Here is an 18,943-nt window from a genome sequence, read left to right as displayed (position 1 = left end):
GGCCGAGCTGAGCCGCGACCGGCGCGACTTTTTCGTTACCTTCACCATCGAGGAGGGCGAGCCCTACCGCTTCGGCAAGATCGACATCGAATCGGGTATCCGCCAGCTCGATCCCGACAGCTTGCGTCACCTCGTGGTTTCGCCCAGTGGTGAGAGCTACAACGCCGAGCAGATCGAGGAAACCATCGATGCACTGACTTTCGAAACCGGCCGCCAGGGCTATGCCTTCACTGATATCCGTCCGCGCCCAAAACGCAATCGCGAGGAACGCACCATCGACGTCACCTACGTGATCGCCGAGGGGCCGCGGGTCTACGTCGACCGCATCAACATCGTGGGCAACGTTCGCACTCTGGACAAGGTGATTCGGCGCGAATTCGAGGTCTCCGAGGGCGACGCCTTCAATACCGCCAAGCTGCGCCGGTCACGCCGCCGCATCCGCGGGCTGGGTTTCTTCGACAAAGTGGAAATCGGCGACGACCGCGGCCTGCTCGACAGCAAGACCCTGGGCGGCGCCAAGGGCCAATTTGCCGAGGACCGCACGGTCATCACCGTCGAGGTCAAGGAGCATTCGACCGGTGAGCTTAGTTTTGGCGCCGGCTACTCGACCACCGAGCAATTCATCGGCGATATCAGCATACGCGAGCGAAATCTGCTGGGGCGCGGCCAGGACCTGCGCCTTGGCCTCAATCTTTCGACCCGGCGCCAGCAGGTCGACCTGTCGTTCACCGAACCTCATTTCCTCGAGCGCAATGTGGCCGCCGGCTTCGACATTTTCAACATTCGCCGTGATCGCCAACGCACTTCGTCGTTCGATGAGAGCACCAGCGGCTTGACGCTGCGGGCCGGCTATCCCATCGCCCTCAATCTGCGCCAAAGCGTGCGCTATTCGATCCGCCACGATGTCATCGAGAACCTCGGCAGCAACGCCTCGCGCTTCGTTCGCGATCAATCCGGCGGCCGGGTATCGTCCACTCTCGGCTACACCCTGACCTACGACCTGCGTGACGATCGGCTGCTGCCCTCAGAGGGCTATGTCGTGCGTTTCGGCCAGGACCTGGCCGGCTTCGGCGGCAACGTCCGTTACCTCAGGAACAGCCTGTCATACTCCTACTATCAACCGCTATGGGATGACTGGGTCGGCAGCCTGTCCTTCAACGAAGGCTACATCATGGGCCTGGGTCAGCGGGTCGGTATCTCCGATCGGTTTTTCCTGGGTGGCAACAACTTCCGCGGTTTTGCGCCGTCGGGCGTCGGACCACGGGACAAGGTGTCGCTCGATTCACTGGGCGGAAAGCTTTACTATGTGGGCACGGCGGAACTAACGGCGCCGATCGAGTTGCTGCAGGATTACGGCATTTTCGGCCGCATCTTCACCGAGATGGGCAGCCTCTCCGACGCCGACGTGGCGAGCCGGGAAAACCTCTTCGACGTCGGCTCCGTGCGCGTCTCATCGGGTGTCGGACTGTCGTGGCGGTCGCTGCTTGGTCCCATTCGTCTCGATTTCGCGAGCGCCATACGCCGCCTGCGCTACGACAAAACCGAAACCTTCCGTTTCAGCTTTGGCACCCGGTTTTGAACCATGAAGCCCTTGTCCCAGAAGTTCTGCGCCAGCCTAATTTTGATTGCCCTTGTCGGTTTGGGTCCCATCCTCGTGGGCCATGGCCCGGCGGTATGGGCGGCCGAGAAGGCGGCGGACAAGCAGAAGTTGCCGCCGGCGGTAATCGCCGTTATCGACCTCAAGCTAATCCTGCGCGAGGCTCAGGCGGCCAAGAGCGTGCGAGCCCAGATCGAGAAATACAGGGCCGCCTATCTGGCCCAAATGAAAAAATCCGAAGGCGCCCTGAATACCGAGCAGGAGGAGCTCAAGCGGCAACGCACCCTGCTCTCGCCCGAGGCCTTCAGCCAGCGTCGGCGCAAGTTCGAGGACAAAGTAGCCGCCGTTCAGCGCCAGGCCCAGGATCGCTCACGGCGCCTCGAACGCAGCTATTCCAGCGCCATGAACAAGCTGCGCGGCGCCATGCTACCCATCATCATCGAGCTCACAAAGACCCGGGGCTTCAATCTGGTGCTGGAGAAATCCCAGATCCTGTTTGCCCACCGCGGCCTGGAGTTGACCAAGGTGGTGCTCAAGGGCATCAACGAAAGACTGCCCGAGGTCAAGGTGCCACCGCCGGATAGCAATTGATGGCCGACCGGCGCTTCTTTGCCCCGCCCCGATCGCTCACTCTGGCGGCGCTGGTCGAGGCGACGGGCGCCAAGCTGAGCCAAGGCGCCGATCCGGAACGCAGCATCGGCGACGTGGCGGCGCTGGAAACGGCCGGGCCCGATGACCTCAGCTTCCTCGACAATCGGGCTTATCTCGAGGCCTTTCGCTCGAGTCGGGCCGGGACCTGCCTGGTGCAACCCAAGTACGCCGAGCAGGCGCCGGCCGGGATGACGCTGCTGCTCAGCGAGGAGCCCTACAAGGCCTATGCCCTGGCGGCCCAGGCCCTATATCCCGAACAGGCGCCCGAGCCCGGTATCTCGCCGGCAGCCCACGTCGATGCCACGGCCAGGCTGGCCGAGGGCGTGGCACTGGCCGCCGGTGTGACCCTGGGGCCGGCGGTCGAGATTGGCGCCCGCACCAACCTTGGCGCCAATACCACGGTGGCCGCCGGGGTGGTCGTCGGCGCCGACTGCGCCATTGCCGCCAACGTCACCCTCAGCCACTGCCTGATCGGCGACCGCGTGCGGCTGCATCCCGGCGTGCGCATCGGTCAGGACGGCTTCGGTTTTGCCCCCGATCCGGCCGGCCACGTCAAGGTGCCGCAATTGGGCCGCGTCATCGTGCACGACGACGTCGAGATGGGCGCCAACTGCACCGTCGACCGGGGCTCAGGCCCCGATACCATCATCGGTGCCGGCTGCTGGTTCGACAATCTGGTGCAGATCGCCCACAACGTCGAGCTGGGCCGTGGCTGCATCATGGTGGCCCAGTCCGGTATTTCGGGCAGCTGCAAACTGGGGGACTTCGTCGTGGTTGGTGGCCAGGTCGGTATCGCCGGGCATCTGAGCATCGGCTCGGGCGCCCGCATCGCCGCCAAAAGCGGCGTCATGCGCGATGTGGCGGCAGGCGACACCGTGGGTGGCTATCCGGCCCAGCCGATTCGCGACTGGCACCGCCAGACAGCCAGCCTGCGCCGTCTGGCCGGCGCCACAGGCAAGGCCGCGGGAAAGACCACAAGAGAGACCCAGGCGAAAGGCAATAAATGAATGATCCCAAGCCGCTAAGCGAGCAGGGCGTGGCCGACATCCACCGTGTGCTGGCCATGATTCCGCACCGCTATCCCATGTTGATGATCGACCGCGTGGTCGACCTGGTGGCCGACGTAAGCGCCACGGGCATAAAGAACGTGACCGCCAACGAGCCCTATTTTCAGGGTCACTTTCCCACTCGGCCGATGATGCCGGGCGTCATGATCGTCGAGGCCATGGCCCAGACCGCGGCGGTGCTGGTGGTGCACACGCTGGGCGGCCAGAGCGAGGGCAAGCTGGTTTACTTCATGTCAATCGACAAGGCTCGCTTTCGCAAGCCGGTCGAGCCCGGCGACACCATGCGCATCCACGTCAGGCGTGACCACCACCGCGGCAACGTCTGGAAATTCAGCGCCCAGGCCAAGGTCGAGGGCGAAGTAGTGGCCGATGCCTCGTGTACCGCCATGATTACCGACGACGACGGCCGCACATGATCGACGATATCCACCCGACCGCGATCATCGAAAAGGGGGCGGAACTGGGCTCCGGCGTGCGCATCGGCCCCTATTGCTGCCTGGGCCCCGAGGTGATTCTGGGTGATGGTGTCGAGCTGATGGCCCATGTGGTGCTCGCCGGCCGCACCCGCATCGGCGCTGGCGGCCGCATCTTCCCTTTTGCCTCCATCGGCCACCAGCCCCAGGATCTCAAATACGATGGCGAGCCTTCCCAGTTGGTGATCGGCGATAACGTCACCATCCGCGAATACGTCACCATGAATCCGGGCACCAAAGGCGGCGGCATGGTTACCCGGGTGGGCGACGGTTGCGTTTTCATGGCCGGTGCCCACGTGGCCCACGACTGCCAGGTGGGGAACCATGTGATTCTGGCCAACAATGCTTCGCTCAGCGGCCACGTCGAAGTCGGCGATTGGGCCATCATCGGCGGCCTGTCAGGGGTGCACCAGTTCGTGCGCATCGGCCAGCACGCCATGATTGGCGGCATGTCGGCGGTCGACAGCGACGTCATTCCCTACGGCTCGGTGATGGGCGATCGGGCCTATCTTTCCGGCCTCAACATCATTGGCCTCAAGCGCCGCGACTTCAGCCGCGAAGCCATTCACGATCTGCGGGCCGCCTATCGGCTGCTGTTCGCCCAGGAGGGTACCTTGCAGGAACGCGTCGAGGACGTGGCCGAATTGTTTCCCGACAACCTGCCGGTGCGCGACGTCGTCGAATTCATCAGCAACGAAAACTCGCGGGCACTTTGTCAGCCGCGCCAGGGCCGTGACGGCTAAGCTCGGCATCCTGGCCGGCTCGGGCGACCTGCCGGGCCGCCTGGTGGCCGCCTGCCGGGCTAGCGGCCGCGAGCACTTCGTCATCGCTTTCAACGGCGAGACCGAGGCCGAGGCCGTCGCCCAGGCGCCTCAGGCCTGGCTCGAGCTGGCCAAGGTGGGTCGTCTGTTCAAGACCTTGCACGCCGAAAATTGCCACGAGGTGGTACTGGCCGGCCCCATCCGGCGGCCGGCGCTCAAGCAACTCAAGCCGGACCGCCGCGGCCTTGCCCTGTTGCCTAAATTGCTGGCCGCGGGGGGCGACGACGGTCTCTTGCGCACCGTCATCGAGGAAATCGAGAGCGAAGGCTTTCGCGTCATCGGCGTCGACGACATCCTGGCCGAACTGGTGGCCGGGCAGGGGCCTCTGGGGCGCCACGCGCCGACGCCCGAACAGCGGCCCGATATCGTCCGCGCCATCGCCGTGGCCCAGGCGCTGGGCGCGCTCGACGTCGGCCAGGCGGTGGTGGTGCAGCAGGGCCATGTGCTGGGCGTCGAGGCGGCCGAAGGTACCGACGCGCTGCTGCAGCGCTGCCAGGGACTGCGTCGCGAAGGCCCGGGCGGCGTGTTGGTCAAGCTCTGCAAACCGGGCCAGGAAGCCCGTGCCGATTTACCGACCATCGGCCCGCGGACCATAACGGCCGCCGCCGCCGGTGGCTTGGTGGGCATCGCCATCGCGGCCGGCGCGGCCCTGGTTCTCGACCGCGAGGCCGTGATCGAGGCGGCCGACCGGCACGGCATATTCGTGCTCGGCCTGGGATCCGAGGACCTTGGCCACGCCTGAGCGCCCGCCCACCTACCGGTCCTCGCCCCGGCGCCTGATGCTGGTGGCCGGCGAGCCTTCCGGCGATGTGCTGGGCGCCCGCCTGATGGCCGCCCTCAGGAGCCGCGATCCTGACCTCGAATTCATCGGCGTGGGCGGTCCGGGCATGGCGCGGCAGGGGCTCGAGAGCCTGTTTCCCATGTCCGAACTGGCCGTCATGGGGCTGGTCGAGGTGCTGCCCCGGATCCCCCGGCTGCTGACCCGCTTGCGCCAGACGGCTGCTTTTGCCCTGGCCCAGCGCCCGGCCGCGGTGCTTACCATCGATGCGCCGGGCTTCAATTTTCGCCTCGGCCGGCGGCTTGCCGGGCAGGGCATTCCGCTGCTTCACTATGTGGCGCCGACGGTCTGGGCCTGGCGCCCGGGCCGGGCCGCCAAGATCGCCCGGTTCCTCGATCATCTGCTGGTGCTGCTGCCCTTCGAGCCGCCTTACTTCGAGGCCGTCGGCCTCGATTGCAGCTTCGTCGGCCACCCCACGGTGGAAACCTGCAGAACCGGCGATGGCGCCGCTTTCCGCCGCCAGCATGATATCGCTCCCGGGGTGCCGCTACTGGCCGTGCTGCCGGGCAGCCGGCACAGCGAGACCTCGCGGCTGCTGCCGGTTTTCCAGGAAACCGTGGCGCAACTGGCGCAGCGCTTCGCCGGCCTCGGCGTGGTCGTGCCGACGGTATCCACGGTAGCCGACGAGGTCACGGCGGCGCTGGCCGGCTGGCAAGTGCCGGCTGTCGTGGTGACCGAGGAGGCGGCCAAGCCGCCGGCGCTGGCGGCCTGCACTGCCGCCCTGGCGGCCTCGGGCACGGTGGTGCTCGAATTGGCCCTGGCCGGTGTGCCCAGCGTCGTGGCCTACCGTATCAATCCCCTGACGCATTGGCTGGTGCGCCGCCTGGTTCGTGTCGAGCATGCCAGCCTGGTCAATCTCGTGCTCGAGCGCCCGGCGGTTCCGGAATTTCTGCAAGACGACTGCCGGCCCGAGCGGCTGGTTCCGGCGCTGGCCGAGATTCTGGTTGATGAAGAGGCGCGAAGGACGCAGATTGAAGCCGCGGGCGAGGCCGCCGAAAAGCTTGGTGCCGATGGCCCGCCACCCAGCCAACGAGCGGCCGAGGTCATTCTCACGCTGCTTGATCGGGACTCCCCAGGGAAGGAAAACATCGAATGACCGAGAGCACTGCCGTGAACAGCGAGGGCTTCCGCCTTCTGCATGTCATGATCCGGGTCAAGGATCTCGACAAGTCGCTGGATTTCTATACCCGGCTGATGGGCATGCAACTGATGCGCAAGAGGGATTTCCCCGGTGGCAAATTCACCCTGGCCTTCCTCGGCTACGGCGAGGAGGAGAGCAACACGGTAGTCGAGCTGACCCACAACTGGGATCAGGAGGAGCCTTATGAATTGGGCTCGGGCTTCGGCCATCTGGCCGTCGGCGTGCCCGACATCTATGCCACCTGCGAGACGCTGGAGGGCGAGGGTGTCCCGATCCCGCGGCCGGCCGGACCGATGAAACACGGCGGCGCCGTGATCGCCTTCATCGAAGACCCCGACGGCTACAAGATCGAGCTGGTAGAGCGAAGTTAGGAGCGTTGTCGCTCACGGCGCGGACCTGAAGATCCGCGCCTGCGCGGGCGCGCCGCAGGGGCGGTGGGGCGCAGTCGCGCCCGTTGCACCAAAGGAACAAGCAAGGCAAAAAAAATTCGCCCCTTTGGTTTTGGCACCAAGCCGCCATTGAGGCGGCGGCCAAGCGCACGGACGTGCGCGCCCGGCGAGGGTCCAAAAAATAACGACGCCGGCCCAAAAGCCGGCGTCGTCGTTTCGGGCCGGCGCGCTAGCGCTTGCCGATGGCCTGGTAATCGCGCTGGCCGACGCCGTTGTAGAGCTGGCGTGGGCGGCCGATCTTTTGCCCCGGATCCTCGATCATCTCCTGCCACTGGGCGATCCAGCCCACCGTGCGGGCCAGGGCGAAGAGCACCGTGAACATGCTGGTGGGCAGGCCCATGGCGCGCAGGATGATGCCGGAATAGAAATCGACGTTGGGATAGAGCTTGCGCTCGATGAAATAGTCGTCTTCCAGCGCGATGCGCTCGAGCTCCAGGGCCAGCTCCAAGAGCGGCTCTTTGGTCACGCCAAGCTCGCCCAGCACCTGATGGCAGGCCGTGCGCAGCACCTGGGCCCGGGGGTCGTGGTTCTTGTAGACCCGATGGCCGAAGCCCATCAGGCGGAAGGGGTCGTCCTTGTCCTTGGCCTTGGCCACGAATTCCCTGATGTGGGCGATCGAGCCGATCTCTTCGAGCATGTTGAGCACGGCCTCGTTGGCGCCGCCGTGGGCTGGGCCCCAGAGGCTGGCGATGCCGGCGGCGATACAGGCGAAGGGGTTGGCGCCCGACGAGCCAGCCAGACGCACCGTCGAGGTCGAGGCGTTCTGTTCGTGATCGGCATGGAGAATAAAAATCTTGTCCATGGCGTCGGCCAACACGGGGCTTACGTTGTGCTCTTCGCAGGGCACCGCGAACATCATGTGCAGGAAGTTTTCCGCGTAATTGAGGTCGTTGCGCGGATAGATGAAGGGCTGGCCGATGGAATACTTGTAGGCCATGGCGGCTATGGTCGGCATCTTGGCCACCAGCCGGTGCGAGGCCACCATGCGCTGGTGGGGATCGTTGATGTCGGTGCTGTCGTGGTAGAAGGCGCTGAGCGCGCCGACCACGCCGACCATGATGGCCATGGGGTGGGCGTCGCGCCGGAAGCCGCGATAGAACTGGGTCAGCTGCTCGTGGACCATGGTGTGGTTGGTGATGCTGTGCACGAACTCGTCGAACTCGGCTTGATTCGGCAGCTCGCCGTTGAGCAGCAGGTAGCTGACCTCCATGAAGTCGCTGTTTTCGGCCAATTGGTCGATGGGGTAGCCACGATAGAGCAGCACGCCCTCGTCGCCGTCGATGTAGGTGATGCGCGATTCGCAGCTCGCCGTGGCCAGGTAGCCGGGATCGAAGGTGAAATAGTCGGTTTCGGCGTAAAGCCGGCGAATATCGATGACGTCGGGGCCGATGGAGGATTCGAAAACCGGCAGTTCGTAGGAATCGCCGGTCTGGTTGTTGGTCAAGGTGAAACTCGGGGTGGCGGATTTGCTGGCGGCTTCTTGGGCCATGGGCGGTCCTTCCCGGCAGTTATTGAGTTTTATTGCCGGAAAGCACCCCGGCGTTGCCGCGACTATACCCCGAAAAGCCGCGTACTGCGAGTGCGCCGGGTTGCGGCTATTGGCCGCGCCCCGCGTCATTCAGGCGGGCCAGGCTCTCGTCCCGGCCGAGCAGCAGCAATACGTCGAAAATCCCCGGCGATTCAGTGCGTCCGGTGAGGGCGGCGCGCAGGGGCTGCGCCACTTTGCCCAGTTTGAGCTCATTGGCCTCGGCAAAGGCGCGCACCGCCTGATCCAGCGCGGCCGTCGTCCAATCCGGCAGGGCGCTTAGCGCCGCCGCCGTATCAGTCACCAGCCGGCGCCCCTCGGGGCTCAGCAGCTGGGCCGCCTTCGGGTTCGGAATTAGCGGGCGCAATTCACATAAAAATAGTGATTTATCAATAAGATCAGAAATTAACTTCGCTCGTGGCTTTAGGAATTCCAGGGCCGCCAGCAAGCGCTCCCGATGCACCGCCTCGAGCGGCCGGCCCAGCGCCGCCTCCAGTCCCGGTGTGATCAGGTCGAGCAGAACGCAGTCGTCGGCCTCAAGCAGGTAATGGCCGTTGAGGCTGGCCAATTTGTCGAAGTCGAAGCGCGCCGCCGCCTTGCCCACGGCATCCAGGTCGAACCAGGCGATGGCCTCTGGGCGGGAAATGATCTCGTCGTCGCCGTGGCTCCAACCCAGGCGCAAAAGATGGTTGCAAAGGGCTTCGGGCAAATAGCCTTGTTGGCGATAGGCCTCGACGCCCAGCGCGCCGTGGCGCTTGGAAAGCTTGGCGCCGTCGGCACCGTGGATCAGCGGAATGTGGGCGAAGCACGGCACCGTCCAGTCCAGGGCGCGGTATAGCTGGCTCTGGCGGGCGGCGTTGTCGAGGTGGTCGTCGCCGCGGATGATGTGGCTGATGGCCCCATCGTGATCGTCGACCACCACCGAAAGCATGTAGGTGGGGGTGCCGTCGCTGCGCAGCAGCACCATGTCGTCGAGCTGGCGGTTGGCCACCCGCACCTCGCCCTGGACCAGGTCCTCGGTGACGGTGTCGCCCTCTTGTGGTGCCTTGAAGCGCACCACCGGTGGCACGCCGACCGGTGCCTGCGCCCCATCGCGGTCGCGCCAGCGCCCGTCGTAACGCACCGGGCGGCCTTCGGCGCGGGCTTGTTCACGCATTTCCTTGAGCTCGTCCGGCGTGCAATAGCAACGGTAGGCCCGGCCGGCCGCCAGCAGGCTTTCGGCCACTTCCACATGGCGGGCCTGGCGCTGGGCCTGGAACACCGGCTCTGCGTCCCAATCGAGACCCAGCCAGCCCAGGCCGTCGAAGATCGCCGCCACGGCCTCCTGGGTCGAGCGGGCGCGGTCGGTGTCTTCGATGCGCAACAGGAAACGGCCGCCGTGATGGCGGGCATAGAGCCAGTTGAAGAGCGCCGTGCGGGCACCGCCGATGTGCAGGGTGCCGGTGGGCGAGGGGGCGAAGCGGGTGACGACGGTCATGTTTGGGCCGGACATTTTCGAGATTTGGTTGCAACTTGGGCTCGGCGCGGTGGCGTTCTTTAGCATATCCTCGCAACCCCGGGGCCAAAAGGTGGGAGCGGCGATGACGGCGATGGCGGCTTGGCTGGCCGAACAATTCCTCGGCGAGCGCGAACGCTGGGTGTTGTGGCTGCCGGTGGCGCTGGCGCTGGGCGTGGCGCTCTATTTCTCGCTACCGGCCGAGCCGCCGCCCTGGCTGGCGCTCTTGTGGCTGGGGCTGGCGCTATCGCTGGTGCTGGCGGGCCGGCGCCGGCCGGGGATGCTGCTGCTGGGCATCGCCGCCACCGCCCTGGCCGCGGGCTTCGCCGCGGCGGTGCTGCGCACGCACCAGGTGGCGGCGCCGGTCATCGAACGCCGGCTCGGGCCGGTGGACTTGAGCGGTCGGGTGGTCGAGGTCGAGCCCCGTAGCGGATCCCGCGGTGGCGGCCGGAGGCTGACCATCGCCGAGCCCGAAATCGGCCGCCTGGCCTCCGCCCGGACGCCGGCCAGGGTGCGTGTCGTGGTGCGCGGCAAGGGCGGCGGAGAGGCGCAACCGGGAGACTGGATCCGCACCCGTGCCATCCTGCTGCCACCGCCGCCACCGGCCGCCCCCGGCGCCTTCGACTTCGCCCGCCAGGCCTACTTCCGCGGCCTGGGCGGAGTCGGTTTCACGGTGCGCGGGGTCGAAGTCGTAGCCCCGCCCGAGGACCGCGGGCAGGGCTTTCTCACCCGCGTGGCGGCGCTGCGTCACGCCGTGGTCGAGCGTGTGCGCCGGGTGCTGGCGGGACGCAGCGGTGCCGTCGCCGCGGCCCTGATGACGGGCCACCGCGGCGCTATCGGCGAGACCGAGCTCGAGGCCATGCGCGATGCCGGCCTGGCGCATCTACTGGCCATCTCGGGCCTGCACGTGGGCCTCATTGCGGCCGTCATCTTTTTCGTCATGCGCGCGCTTTTGGCCACCAGCCCCTGGCTCGCGCTGCGCCAGCCGATCAAGAAATGGTCGGCCATGGTGACCATCTGCGGCGCCTTTGCCTATCTCTTGATGGCCGGCGCCACCATTCCCACCCAGCGCGCCTTTTTGATGACCAGCCTGGTGCTGATCGCCGTCCTTTTCGACCGCCTGGCCTTTTCCATGGGCCTGGTGGCCTGGGCCGCCGCCGTGATCCTGCTGATTTCGCCCGAAGCCTTGCTGGGCGCCAGCTTCCAGATGTCGTTCGCCGCCGTGGTGGCGCTGATCGCGGCCTACGAGGTGGGCCGCCAGGGCCTGGTCGAATGGCGCGGACGCCAGGGCAGCTGGGGGCGGGGCTGGCGCTGGCCGCTGATTTATCTGGCCGGCATCGCGTTGACCACCCTGGTGGCCGGCCTGGCGACGGCGCCCTTTGCCCTGGTCAGCTTCAACCGCGTGGTCTCCTATGGCTTGGTGGCCAACCTGCTGGCGGTGCCCCTGATGGCGCTGTGGATCATGCCGCTGGTGGTGGCGGCCTATGCCCTGATGCCTCTCGGCCTGGAAGCCCTGGCGCTGTGGCCCATGGGGCTGGGCATCGAGGCCGTGCTGCGGGTGGCCGAGACGGTGGCGGCCTGGCCCGGCGCGGTCAGCCTGTGGCCGGCGCTGCCGCCCGTGTCGCTGGCCTTGATCGCGGGCGGTGGCGTCTGGCTCTGCCTCTGGCGGCGGGGCTGGCGGTTTTTCGGCCTGGTGCCGCTGGCCGCCGGTTTGGCGCTGGTTTTCGTGGTGCGGCCGGCCGACGTGCTGGTCGACGGTCGGGGCCAACTGATGGCCGTACAGGACCCGGCCGGCCGGCTGCGAATGTCACGCCAAAACCCGGGCTTTGGCGGCCGGATCTGGCTGCGCCGGGCCGGCACTGTGGCCGGCCCAGCCTGGCCGCGCCAAGGTGCCGGCGCCGATGGCCGGCTCAGTTGCGACCGGCTGGGCTGCCTCTACTGGGCCCGCGGCCAGGTCGTCGCCCTGGTGCGCGATGCCCGGGCCCTGGCCGAGGATTGCCGGCGCGTCACCGTGGTGGTCAGCGCCGTGCCGGTACGAAGGTGTCCCTCGGCCGTAACGTTGATCGACCGCTTCGATCTTTGGCGCCGGGGCGCCCATGCGCTGTGGCTGGAGCCTGGCGGGGTGCGTGTCGAAAACGTCAACGAGATCCGCGGCCGTCGGCCCTGGGTGGCCCGTCGGCGAAATACAAAAGGCGGCTCGTAGCTGCTCAGTAACGCCGCATGAGGTAGACCAGGCGGCCCTGCACCTGCACTCGGTCGGGGCCGAAGATACGCGTTTCAAAGGCCGGATTGGCAGCTTCCAAGGCCACCGAATTGCCCTTGCGGCGCAAGCGTTTCAGGGTCACCTCCTGGTCGTCGACGAGGGCCACCACGATGGCCCCGTTGTCGGCATCGTCGCCGCGCTCGATGACCGCCGTGTCGCCGTCGAAGATGCCGGCGTCGATCATCGAATCGCCGGCCACCTCGAGGGCATAGTGCTCACCGCGACCGAGCAACGAGCCCGGCACGTCGATGAAGTTGGTGCTGTCGCGTAAGGCCTCGATCGGCGTGCCGGCGGCGATGCGGCCATAAAGCGGCAGGCTGACCGCTTCGCTGGCCTTCTCGCCCTCGGTCCGGCGTCCGGCAAAGCGGGCTTCGATGACGTTGGGCGAAAAGCCCGGCGCCTCAGCCGAGCCGCCGGCCACCGCCGATTCCGGCAGCTTCAGCACCTCCAGCGCCCGCGCCCGGTGGGGCAGCCGGGCGATGAAGCCGCGCTCCTCCAAGGCCGTGATCAGGCGGTGAATACCCGATTTCGAGCGCAGTCCCAGGGCGTCCTTCATCTCGTCGAAGGAGGGCGATACGCCGTGCTCCGACAAATAGCCGTTGATGTAGCTGAGAAGCTCGTGCTGCTTGCGCGTCAACATGCCCATACCCCGTTTGCTTCGTTGGCGTCGCTGCCGTGATGGCAACACCATATCTGGAACAAAACCAAAACACAAGCACATGTTCTAGTTTGGTTCTCAAAGGGCGTCAAGCGCTTTCTTGTTCAGAACCCTCGGGCCGCGACATCGTCGATGGCGCCGAAGGCGATGATCTCGACGCGGCTGCCGGCGGCGGCGGCGGCGGCGAAGGGCAGCCGGATGATCAGACAATCGGCCTGGGCCAGGCGCGAGAGCATGCTGGAATCCTGTTTACCGAAGGGTTGGGCCAGCCAATCACCGTCCGGCCCGGGCTCGAGCCGGGCCCTGAGGTAGTCCTGGCGCTGGTCGTTCTCGGGCAGCGCGCTGGCCAAAAGCGCGCTGGCGGTGGCTTGGCCGCTGTCGGCGAAGCCTTGCAGGGCCGCCAATGCCGGTTTGACGAAGACCAGGCCGCAGACCAGGGCCGAGACCGGGTTGCCGGGCAGGCCGATCAAGGGAATATCGCCCATCTGGCCGAAGATCAGCGGCTTGCCCGGGCGCATGGCGATGCGCCAGAAGTCGACCTCGAGGCCTTGTTCACCGAGCACGCTTTGCACCAGGTCGTGGTCACCCACCGAGGCGCCGCCGATGGTCAGCAGGAGATCGCTGCCGGCGGCCGCGGCGGCCAGGGTGCGCAGCGAAGCGGTGTCGTCGCGGGCGATGCCGAGATCGCAGGGCAGGCCGCCCAGGGCCCGCACCAGGGCGTTCAGCGCTATGTTGTTGGAGGAGACGATCTGGTTGGCGGCCAGGGGCTCGCCCGGCATCGCCAACTCGTCGCCGGTGGCCAGGATGGCCACCCGCGGCCGGCGCCGCACCCTTAGCCAGGGCACGTTCATGGCGGCGGCCAGCCCGAGATCGCGGGCCGACAGCACGCGGCCGGCCTCGAGGCCGATCTCTCCGGCCCGGAAGTCGAGCCCGGCCGGGCGGATGTGGTGGCCGGAGGGGGGCGCGAACTTCATGGTCACGCTGGTGCCGTCGTCGGAGCTTTCCGTATCCTCCTGCATGACGATGGCGTCGGCGCCCTGGGGAACCGGACCGCCGGTGAAGATGCGCACGCATTGGCCCGCACCCACCTGGCCGGCAAAGACACCGCCCGCCGGGGCCTCGCCGATGCGCTCGAGCGTTGCCGGTGGCTGGGTCAGGTCGGCGGCGCGCACGGCATAGCCGTCCATGGCCGAGACGTCGGTCGGCGGCTGGGTCACCCGGGCGCTGACGTCGTCGGCCAGCACCCGGCCCAGGGACTGGGCCAGGTTGACGGTTTCGCTACCCACCGGGCGCATGGCGGAGACGATGCGCTGCCGGGCCTCAACGACAGGGATCAGCGCGGCATTCATGGGGCTTGCTCCTAATACTATTCGGCGTCGTAGGTGCCGGACTTGCCGCCCGACTTGTGCAACAGCCTGAGGCCGTCGATGCGCATGGCGCGGTCGACAGATTTGCACATGTCGTAGACCGTCAGTGCCGCCACGCTGGCCGCCGTCAGGGCCTCCATCTCGACGCCGGTGCGACCCTGGACGCGGCAGCTGGCGGTGATGTCGACGGCGTTGCGCGCGGCATCGCAAGTGAGATCGACGCTGACCGAGTTCAGCGCCAGGGGATGGCAGAGCGGGATCAGCTCGGGCGTGCGCTTGGCCGCCATGATGCCGGCCAGGCGTGCCACCCCGAGCACGTCGCCCTTGCCGATGTCGCCGGCCAGCACCAGCTCGAGCGTCTCCGGCGCCATCGTCACCGTGGCCCCGGCCGTGGCCAGCCGCTCGCTCTCGTCCTTGGCCGAGACGTCGACCATGTGAGCCTTGCCGTCCGCATCAAAATGGCTGAATTCAGGCATAGCGGACTCCTTTGTCAGAGGCCGACGCCGCCAGCAGGGCGGCCGTGGCGGCGGCCACGTCGGTCTGGCGCATCAAGGCTTCGCCGACGAGAAAGCACTGGAGGCCGGCGGCTGCCATGCGGGCCAGGTCGGCGGACCGCGAGAGGCCGCTTTCGCTAACCGCCAAGACGCCGCCGGGCAGCAGCGCCGCCAGGCGCTCGCTGGTGGCCAGATCGACCTCCAGGGTCTTGAGGTTGCGGTTGTTGAGGCCGACCAGTCGGGCTCCGAGGCCCAGGGCGCGTTCGAGCTCGGCCTCGTCATGCACCTCGACCAGAACGTCGAGGCCCCAGTCGGCGGCGGCCGCCGCCAGTTCGGCCGCCAGTTCGTCGTCGAGGGCGGCCAGGATGAGCAGCAGACAATCGGCGCCCAGCGCCCTACTTTCCGCCACCTGGTAGGGATCGACGATGAAATCCTTGCGCAGAACCGGCAGCCGGGCGGCGGCGCGGGCTTCGCTCAGGTATTCGTCCCGGCCCTGGAAATGGGGCCTGTCGGTGAGCACGGAGAGGCAACTGGCGCCGCCTTCGAGGTAAGCCCGGGCCAAGTTTGCCGGGTCGAAATCGGCGCGGATCAAGCCGCTGGAAGGCGAGGCCTTCTTGATCTCGGCGATCAGGCCGTAGCGCCCGGCCGCCACGGCCCCGGCCAGCGCCTCGGCAAAGGGCCGGGGAGGGGGGGCCGAGCGGGCCCGGGCCTCGACTTCGGCCAGGGGCAGTTCACGGCGCCGCCTGGCCACGTGGGCCCGCTTGTCGGCCAGGATGCGCCTCAGCACGTCGTTCATTCCTGCTCGGCCTCGTCGGTTTCCGGCTCTTCGATCTGTGGCGGCGGACGTTGGCTGACGGCGATCAGGCGTTCCAGGGTATCGCGCGCCCGGCCCGCATCGATGGCGTCGGCCGCCAGGGCGACGCCCTGCTTCAAGGTCTCGACCTTGCCCGCCGTGATCAGCGTGGCGGCGCTGTTGAGCAGCACGATGTCGCGATAGGGGCCGGCCTCGCCGTCAAGCAGCGCGCGCAGCGCCTGGGCGTTGGTCTCGGCGTCGTCGCCCTTGAGGGCGGCCGCCTCGGCCAGCTCCAGGCCGGCATCAGTGGGCGTGATCTCGAAGTTGGTGACGGCGCCTTGCTTGAGTTCGGCAACGTACGTGGGGCCCGTCGTGGTGATCTCGTCGAGGCCGTCGCTGCCGTGCACCACCCAGACGTGCTCGGCGCCCAGGCGCTGCAGCACCTGAGCCAGGGGCTCGACCCATTGCCGGGCGAAGACGCCGACCATCAGGCGGCCGACGCCAGCCGGATTGGCCAGCGGCCCGAGCAGGTTGAAGATGGTGCGCGTGCCCAGCTCGATCCGGGTGCCGCCGACGTTGCGCATGGCGCCGTGGTGGCGCGGAGCCAGCATGAAGCACATGCCGGCCTCCCACAGCGCCGCCTCGACCAGGGCCAGGTCGCATTCGATCTCGACGCCCAACTCGGCCAGCACGTCGGCGGCGCCGCATTTGGACGACATGGCGCGGTTGCCGTGCTTGGCCACCGGCACGCCGCAGCCCGCCACCACCAGGCCCGAGGCCGTCGAGACATTGAGCGTGCCGGAACCGTCGCCGCCGGTGCCGACCACGTCGACGGCGCCTTCCGGGGCGCGGATGCCGTGGGCCTTGGCGCGCATGGTGAGAACGCCGCCGGTGATCTCGTCGACGGTCTCGCCGCGCACCCTGAGCGCCAGCAGAAAGCCCCCCATCTGGGCCGGCGTGGCGTCGCCCGACATCATGATGTCGAAAGCGGCCCGGGCCTCATCGACGCTCAACCGCTGGCCGGCGGCGACGCGGGCCAGCAGGGATTTCATGTCGGAAAGTTCGGCGCTCATGGCAGTTTGGCCGCTCCTTTTGCAATGCGGCGCAGAAAACAGTCCCGGCCCGGCCGCGTCAAGGGATCATTGGCCGCTGCCGGTCGACCTATTCCGCCAGGCCGGCCAGGCGCAGGCCGTCGAGATAACGTTCCATGGCGTCCGGGTCTTTGATCGGCACCGTTTGGCGCACGTCGGCCAGGCGAAGGTTAGGTACCAGGGCAAGCAAGGCCCGGAGTTCGGCCCGCGCTTCCTCGGTCTTTCCCAGATGGCTTAGGCTGGAGGCCAAAAGGCGATGGCCGGCGGGATAATCGGGCCGAGCCTGCAACATTCGGCGAGCACCATCCACGGCTTCCTCTTGGAGGTCCACGGCCGCCGCCGCATGGGCCAGGAAGTTGTGCCACGCGGCCAAGAAGGGGTCTCGCGGACTGTGGCGGATGGCCTTTTCGATGTTGGCCTTGGCCCCTTCGTAATCACCGGAAAAACCCAGCGTGCCGCCCAGGAGGGCCAGACCATCGGCGTCGTTGGGATTGAGATCGACGGCTTTTTCGATGTTGCGCAAGGCTTCGTCGTGACGCTTCAGGTAAAGTTCCATGATGGCCAAGCAGCGGTACCCAAAGGCATCGTGGTCATCGAGGGCCACCGCCCGCTGGGCCGCGGCATAGGCCTCGATGATCGAGCGCTTCCGGTCTTGGCCCCAGCCGTACATGAATTCCAGGTGTAGCGCGAAGCCCAGCAGGGCATGGCAATTGGCGTCGTCGGGGTCGAACTCGATACCCTGGCGCGCCAGCCGTTGGGCCTCGGCATTGTCCTCGGCGGTGAAGCGGCCGTAGCGCCACATGCCGTGCATGAAGCAATCGCGGGCCCCGGGATGGGGCGTTCTGCGGCGCCGGGCGCGGTGCATCTCGGCCGACAACAACTCCTGGGCCAGGCTGGCCACGATGTTCAGGGTGATCTCGTCTTGCACCGCGAAGACATCGTCCAATTGGCGATTGTATTGCTCGGCCCATACGTGGCGACCCGAATTGGCATCGATCAACTGGGCCGTGACGCGGACCTGACTGCCGGCCTTGCGCACGCTGCCCTCGACCACGTAGCGCACCCCCAATTGCCGCGCCACGTCTTTGACGTCTACGGGGCCGCCCTTGTAGGTGAAGCTGGAGTTGCGGGCGATGACGAAAAAGCCGCGGAATTTGGAAAGCCGCGTGATGACGTCCTCGGCAACGCCATCGACGAAAAATTCCTGCTCGGCCTCACCCGATATGTTATCGAACGGCAACACGGCGATCGAGGGTTTTTCGTCGTCTCCTGGCGGGGCCGAAAAAACGCTATCCCGGGCCGAGCCCGCCAGGTAGTCCCGCAGCTCGCGCACCTCGTCCCTCTCGGGCGCCAATTCGGCCAACTTGGCGGCATAAGGCAAGGTCCGATCGGGCTCTGCGGAGAGGCGTTCGAGCAAGCGCTGCAAAATGCGCAGCCGCAACGTCCGCGCTTCCTCGCGTTGGGCCAGGCACCAGGTTTCGAATTCCCGGCAGTCCGCAAGCTGCAGGCCTTCGAGCAATTCGCCGCGGAACATGGCGGCCAATTCCTCCAGGCGCTCGGTGGTCATACGGGCCATGTCGGCAGCGCAAGTTTCGCGGATGGCCAAGATATCGACCAGCGCACCTTTTGGCTCGAAGGCGACGCTGTCGCGATTGCCGGTGATGCGCTTGGCATCAGCGTCATCGACCAAGAGGCGCAGTTTGCTGAGGCTCCAGCGCAGCGCCGCGCGCGGGTCGTCGGGCCGCTCCCAAAGCAAATCGCAAAGTTGCTCGCGTCGTTGGCGCCGCCCGGTCAGCGCCAAATAAGCCAGTAATGCCAGTGTCTTGCGGGATTGGGGCAGGGCCAAGGGCTGACCCTCGCGGATCACCTCGGTCTCGCCCAATAGCCGAATTTCCAGCACTGCCAGCACCCCCAACCAGCGGTTCGATAGCGCCCGAGCCTAGCATTTTTGCGTCGTCAGTGCCGTTTCAACGCTTTTCCAACGCTTTTTGCACAGTGCCGCCCACGCCCGCTCAAACGCCGCCGATCTACATAGCTGACTGGCAAACATTCCCAGGAGGGGAACATGACAAAATTCTTGATCTTGATATACGGCATAGTCTGCTACCTGCTGGCACTCGCTACCGTGCTCTACGCCGCGGGCTTCGAAGAAAATCTGCTGGTGCCCAAGGGCATCGACGGCGGCACCAGCGAGCCCTTGCTGGTGGCCATTGCTATTAA

Annotated in this window: 17 protein-coding genes; 9 read left to right on the top strand and 8 right to left on the bottom strand. The window is 66.9% G+C overall.

Annotation, left to right across the window (positions count from 1 at the left end):
- From bamA to gloA, 8 genes are all read left to right on the top strand, one after another.
- Window positions 1-1,579: outer membrane protein assembly factor BamA (gene bamA, locus QGG75_16900; GenBank protein MDP6068911.1), on the top strand; the 1,579-nt coding region annotated here is incomplete at its 5' end.
- Window positions 1,580-1,582: 3 nt separating this feature from the next.
- Complete coding sequence (locus QGG75_16895) at window positions 1,583-2,188, top strand: OmpH family outer membrane protein (GenBank protein MDP6068910.1); 606 nt, start codon at window positions 1,583-1,585, stop codon at window positions 2,186-2,188.
- A complete protein-coding gene (gene lpxD, locus QGG75_16890; GenBank protein ID MDP6068909.1) occupies window positions 2,188-3,255 on the top strand; it encodes a UDP-3-O-(3-hydroxymyristoyl)glucosamine N-acyltransferase in 1,068 nt (355 codons plus the stop codon). Before QGG75_16895 ends, lpxD begins: the two co-directional genes overlap by 1 nt.
- Window positions 3,252-3,731 carry a 3-hydroxyacyl-ACP dehydratase FabZ gene (gene fabZ, locus QGG75_16885; GenBank protein ID MDP6068908.1) on the top strand — a complete coding sequence of 160 codons (480 nt, stop codon included), beginning with the start codon at window positions 3,252-3,254 and terminating at the stop codon, window positions 3,729-3,731. The genes lpxD and fabZ overlap by 4 nt, the downstream gene beginning before the upstream one ends.
- A complete protein-coding gene (lpxA, locus tag QGG75_16880; protein MDP6068907.1) occupies window positions 3,728-4,531 on the top strand; it encodes an acyl-ACP--UDP-N-acetylglucosamine O-acyltransferase in 804 nt (267 codons plus the stop codon). Before fabZ ends, lpxA begins: the two co-directional genes overlap by 4 nt.
- Window positions 4,521-5,351 (top strand): UDP-2,3-diacylglucosamine diphosphatase LpxI, encoded by an 831-nt coding sequence (gene lpxI / locus QGG75_16875; GenBank protein ID MDP6068906.1) that lies wholly within the window; start codon window positions 4,521-4,523, stop codon window positions 5,349-5,351. The genes lpxA and lpxI overlap by 11 nt, the downstream gene beginning before the upstream one ends.
- A complete protein-coding gene (gene lpxB / locus QGG75_16870) occupies window positions 5,338-6,543 on the top strand; it encodes a lipid-A-disaccharide synthase (protein ID MDP6068905.1) in 1,206 nt (401 codons plus the stop codon). The genes lpxI and lpxB overlap by 14 nt, the downstream gene beginning before the upstream one ends.
- Window positions 6,540-6,959: a lactoylglutathione lyase gene (gene gloA / locus QGG75_16865; GenBank protein ID MDP6068904.1), complete on the top strand. Its 420-nt coding sequence runs from the start codon at window positions 6,540-6,542 to the stop codon at window positions 6,957-6,959. Before lpxB ends, gloA begins: the two co-directional genes overlap by 4 nt.
- 247 nt (window positions 6,960-7,206) lie before the next feature.
- On the opposite strand, the gene gltA is transcribed toward gloA, so the two are convergent.
- Window positions 7,207-8,526 carry a citrate synthase gene (gene gltA / locus QGG75_16860; protein MDP6068903.1) on the bottom strand — a complete coding sequence of 440 codons (1,320 nt, stop codon included), beginning with the start codon at window positions 8,524-8,526 and terminating at the stop codon, window positions 7,207-7,209.
- Window positions 8,527-8,632: 106 nt separating this feature from the next.
- Window positions 8,633-10,039 (bottom strand): glutamate--tRNA ligase, encoded by a 1,407-nt coding sequence (gltX, locus tag QGG75_16855; protein ID MDP6068902.1) that lies wholly within the window; start codon window positions 10,037-10,039, stop codon window positions 8,633-8,635.
- 103 nt (window positions 10,040-10,142) lie between these two features.
- Here gltX and QGG75_16850 point away from each other — a divergent pair, with 103 nt between their 5' ends.
- Window positions 10,143-12,260: a ComEC/Rec2 family competence protein gene (locus QGG75_16850; protein MDP6068901.1), complete on the top strand. Its 2,118-nt coding sequence runs from the start codon at window positions 10,143-10,145 to the stop codon at window positions 12,258-12,260.
- 4 nt (window positions 12,261-12,264) lie between these two features.
- Here QGG75_16850 and lexA read toward each other — a convergent pair whose 3' ends face one another.
- The 6 genes from lexA to QGG75_16820 form a co-directional block, all read right to left on the bottom strand.
- A complete protein-coding gene (gene lexA / locus QGG75_16845) occupies window positions 12,265-12,960 on the bottom strand; it encodes a transcriptional repressor LexA (GenBank protein MDP6068900.1) in 696 nt (231 codons plus the stop codon).
- A 122-nt stretch (window positions 12,961-13,082) separates the two neighbouring features.
- On the bottom strand, window positions 13,083-14,315 hold the full coding sequence (locus QGG75_16840; GenBank protein MDP6068899.1) for a molybdopterin molybdotransferase MoeA: 1,233 nt from the start codon (window positions 14,313-14,315) through the stop codon (window positions 13,083-13,085).
- A 29-nt stretch (window positions 14,316-14,344) separates the two neighbouring features.
- Window positions 14,345-14,821, bottom strand: coding sequence for a cyclic pyranopterin monophosphate synthase MoaC (moaC, locus tag QGG75_16835; GenBank protein ID MDP6068898.1), 477 nt, complete (start codon window positions 14,819-14,821; stop codon window positions 14,345-14,347).
- Window positions 14,814-15,635 (bottom strand): indole-3-glycerol phosphate synthase TrpC, encoded by an 822-nt coding sequence (gene trpC, locus QGG75_16830; protein MDP6068897.1) that lies wholly within the window; start codon window positions 15,633-15,635, stop codon window positions 14,814-14,816. The genes moaC and trpC overlap by 8 nt, the downstream gene beginning before the upstream one ends.
- A complete protein-coding gene (gene trpD, locus QGG75_16825; GenBank protein MDP6068896.1) occupies window positions 15,632-16,705 on the bottom strand; it encodes an anthranilate phosphoribosyltransferase in 1,074 nt (357 codons plus the stop codon). Before trpD ends, trpC begins: the two co-directional genes overlap by 4 nt.
- 88 nt (window positions 16,706-16,793) lie before the next feature.
- The gene (locus QGG75_16820) at window positions 16,794-18,632 is read right to left on the bottom strand and encodes a tetratricopeptide repeat protein (protein ID MDP6068895.1); all 1,839 of its coding nucleotides are present in this window, start codon (window positions 18,630-18,632) and stop codon (window positions 16,794-16,796) included.
- Window positions 18,633-18,943: the final 311 nt, after the last annotated feature.

It is taken from the genome of Alphaproteobacteria bacterium, from assembly GCA_030740435.1.
Lineage (GTDB): Bacteria > Pseudomonadota > Alphaproteobacteria > UBA2966 > UBA2966.
This window is presented reverse-complemented; position numbering and strand designations above follow the sequence as displayed.

Bases quoted from the DNA above. Each gene is read 5' to 3' on its own strand.
- lpxA (MDP6068907.1), top strand. From the start codon at position 3,728: ATGATCGACGATATCCACCCGACCGCGATCATCGAAAAGGGGGCGGAA.
- trpC (MDP6068897.1), bottom strand. From the start codon at position 15,635: ATGAACGACGTGCTGAGGCGCATCCTGGCCGACAAGCGGGCCCACGTG.
- gltX (MDP6068902.1), bottom strand. From the start codon at position 10,039: ATGACCGTCGTCACCCGCTTCGCCCCCTCGCCCACCGGCACCCTGCAC.
- lexA (MDP6068900.1), bottom strand. From the start codon at position 12,960: ATGTTGACGCGCAAGCAGCACGAGCTTCTCAGCTACATCAACGGCTAT.
- lpxD (MDP6068909.1), top strand. From the start codon at position 2,188: ATGGCCGACCGGCGCTTCTTTGCCCCGCCCCGATCGCTCACTCTGGCG.
- gloA (MDP6068904.1), top strand. From the start codon at position 6,540: ATGACCGAGAGCACTGCCGTGAACAGCGAGGGCTTCCGCCTTCTGCAT.
- QGG75_16895 (MDP6068910.1), top strand. From the start codon at position 1,583: ATGAAGCCCTTGTCCCAGAAGTTCTGCGCCAGCCTAATTTTGATTGCC.
- QGG75_16850 (MDP6068901.1), top strand. From the start codon at position 10,143: ATGACGGCGATGGCGGCTTGGCTGGCCGAACAATTCCTCGGCGAGCGC.
- moaC (MDP6068898.1), bottom strand. From the start codon at position 14,821: ATGCCTGAATTCAGCCATTTTGATGCGGACGGCAAGGCTCACATGGTC.
- fabZ (MDP6068908.1), top strand. From the start codon at position 3,252: ATGAATGATCCCAAGCCGCTAAGCGAGCAGGGCGTGGCCGACATCCAC.
- trpD (MDP6068896.1), bottom strand. From the start codon at position 16,705: ATGAGCGCCGAACTTTCCGACATGAAATCCCTGCTGGCCCGCGTCGCC.
- gltA (MDP6068903.1), bottom strand. From the start codon at position 8,526: ATGGCCCAAGAAGCCGCCAGCAAATCCGCCACCCCGAGTTTCACCTTG.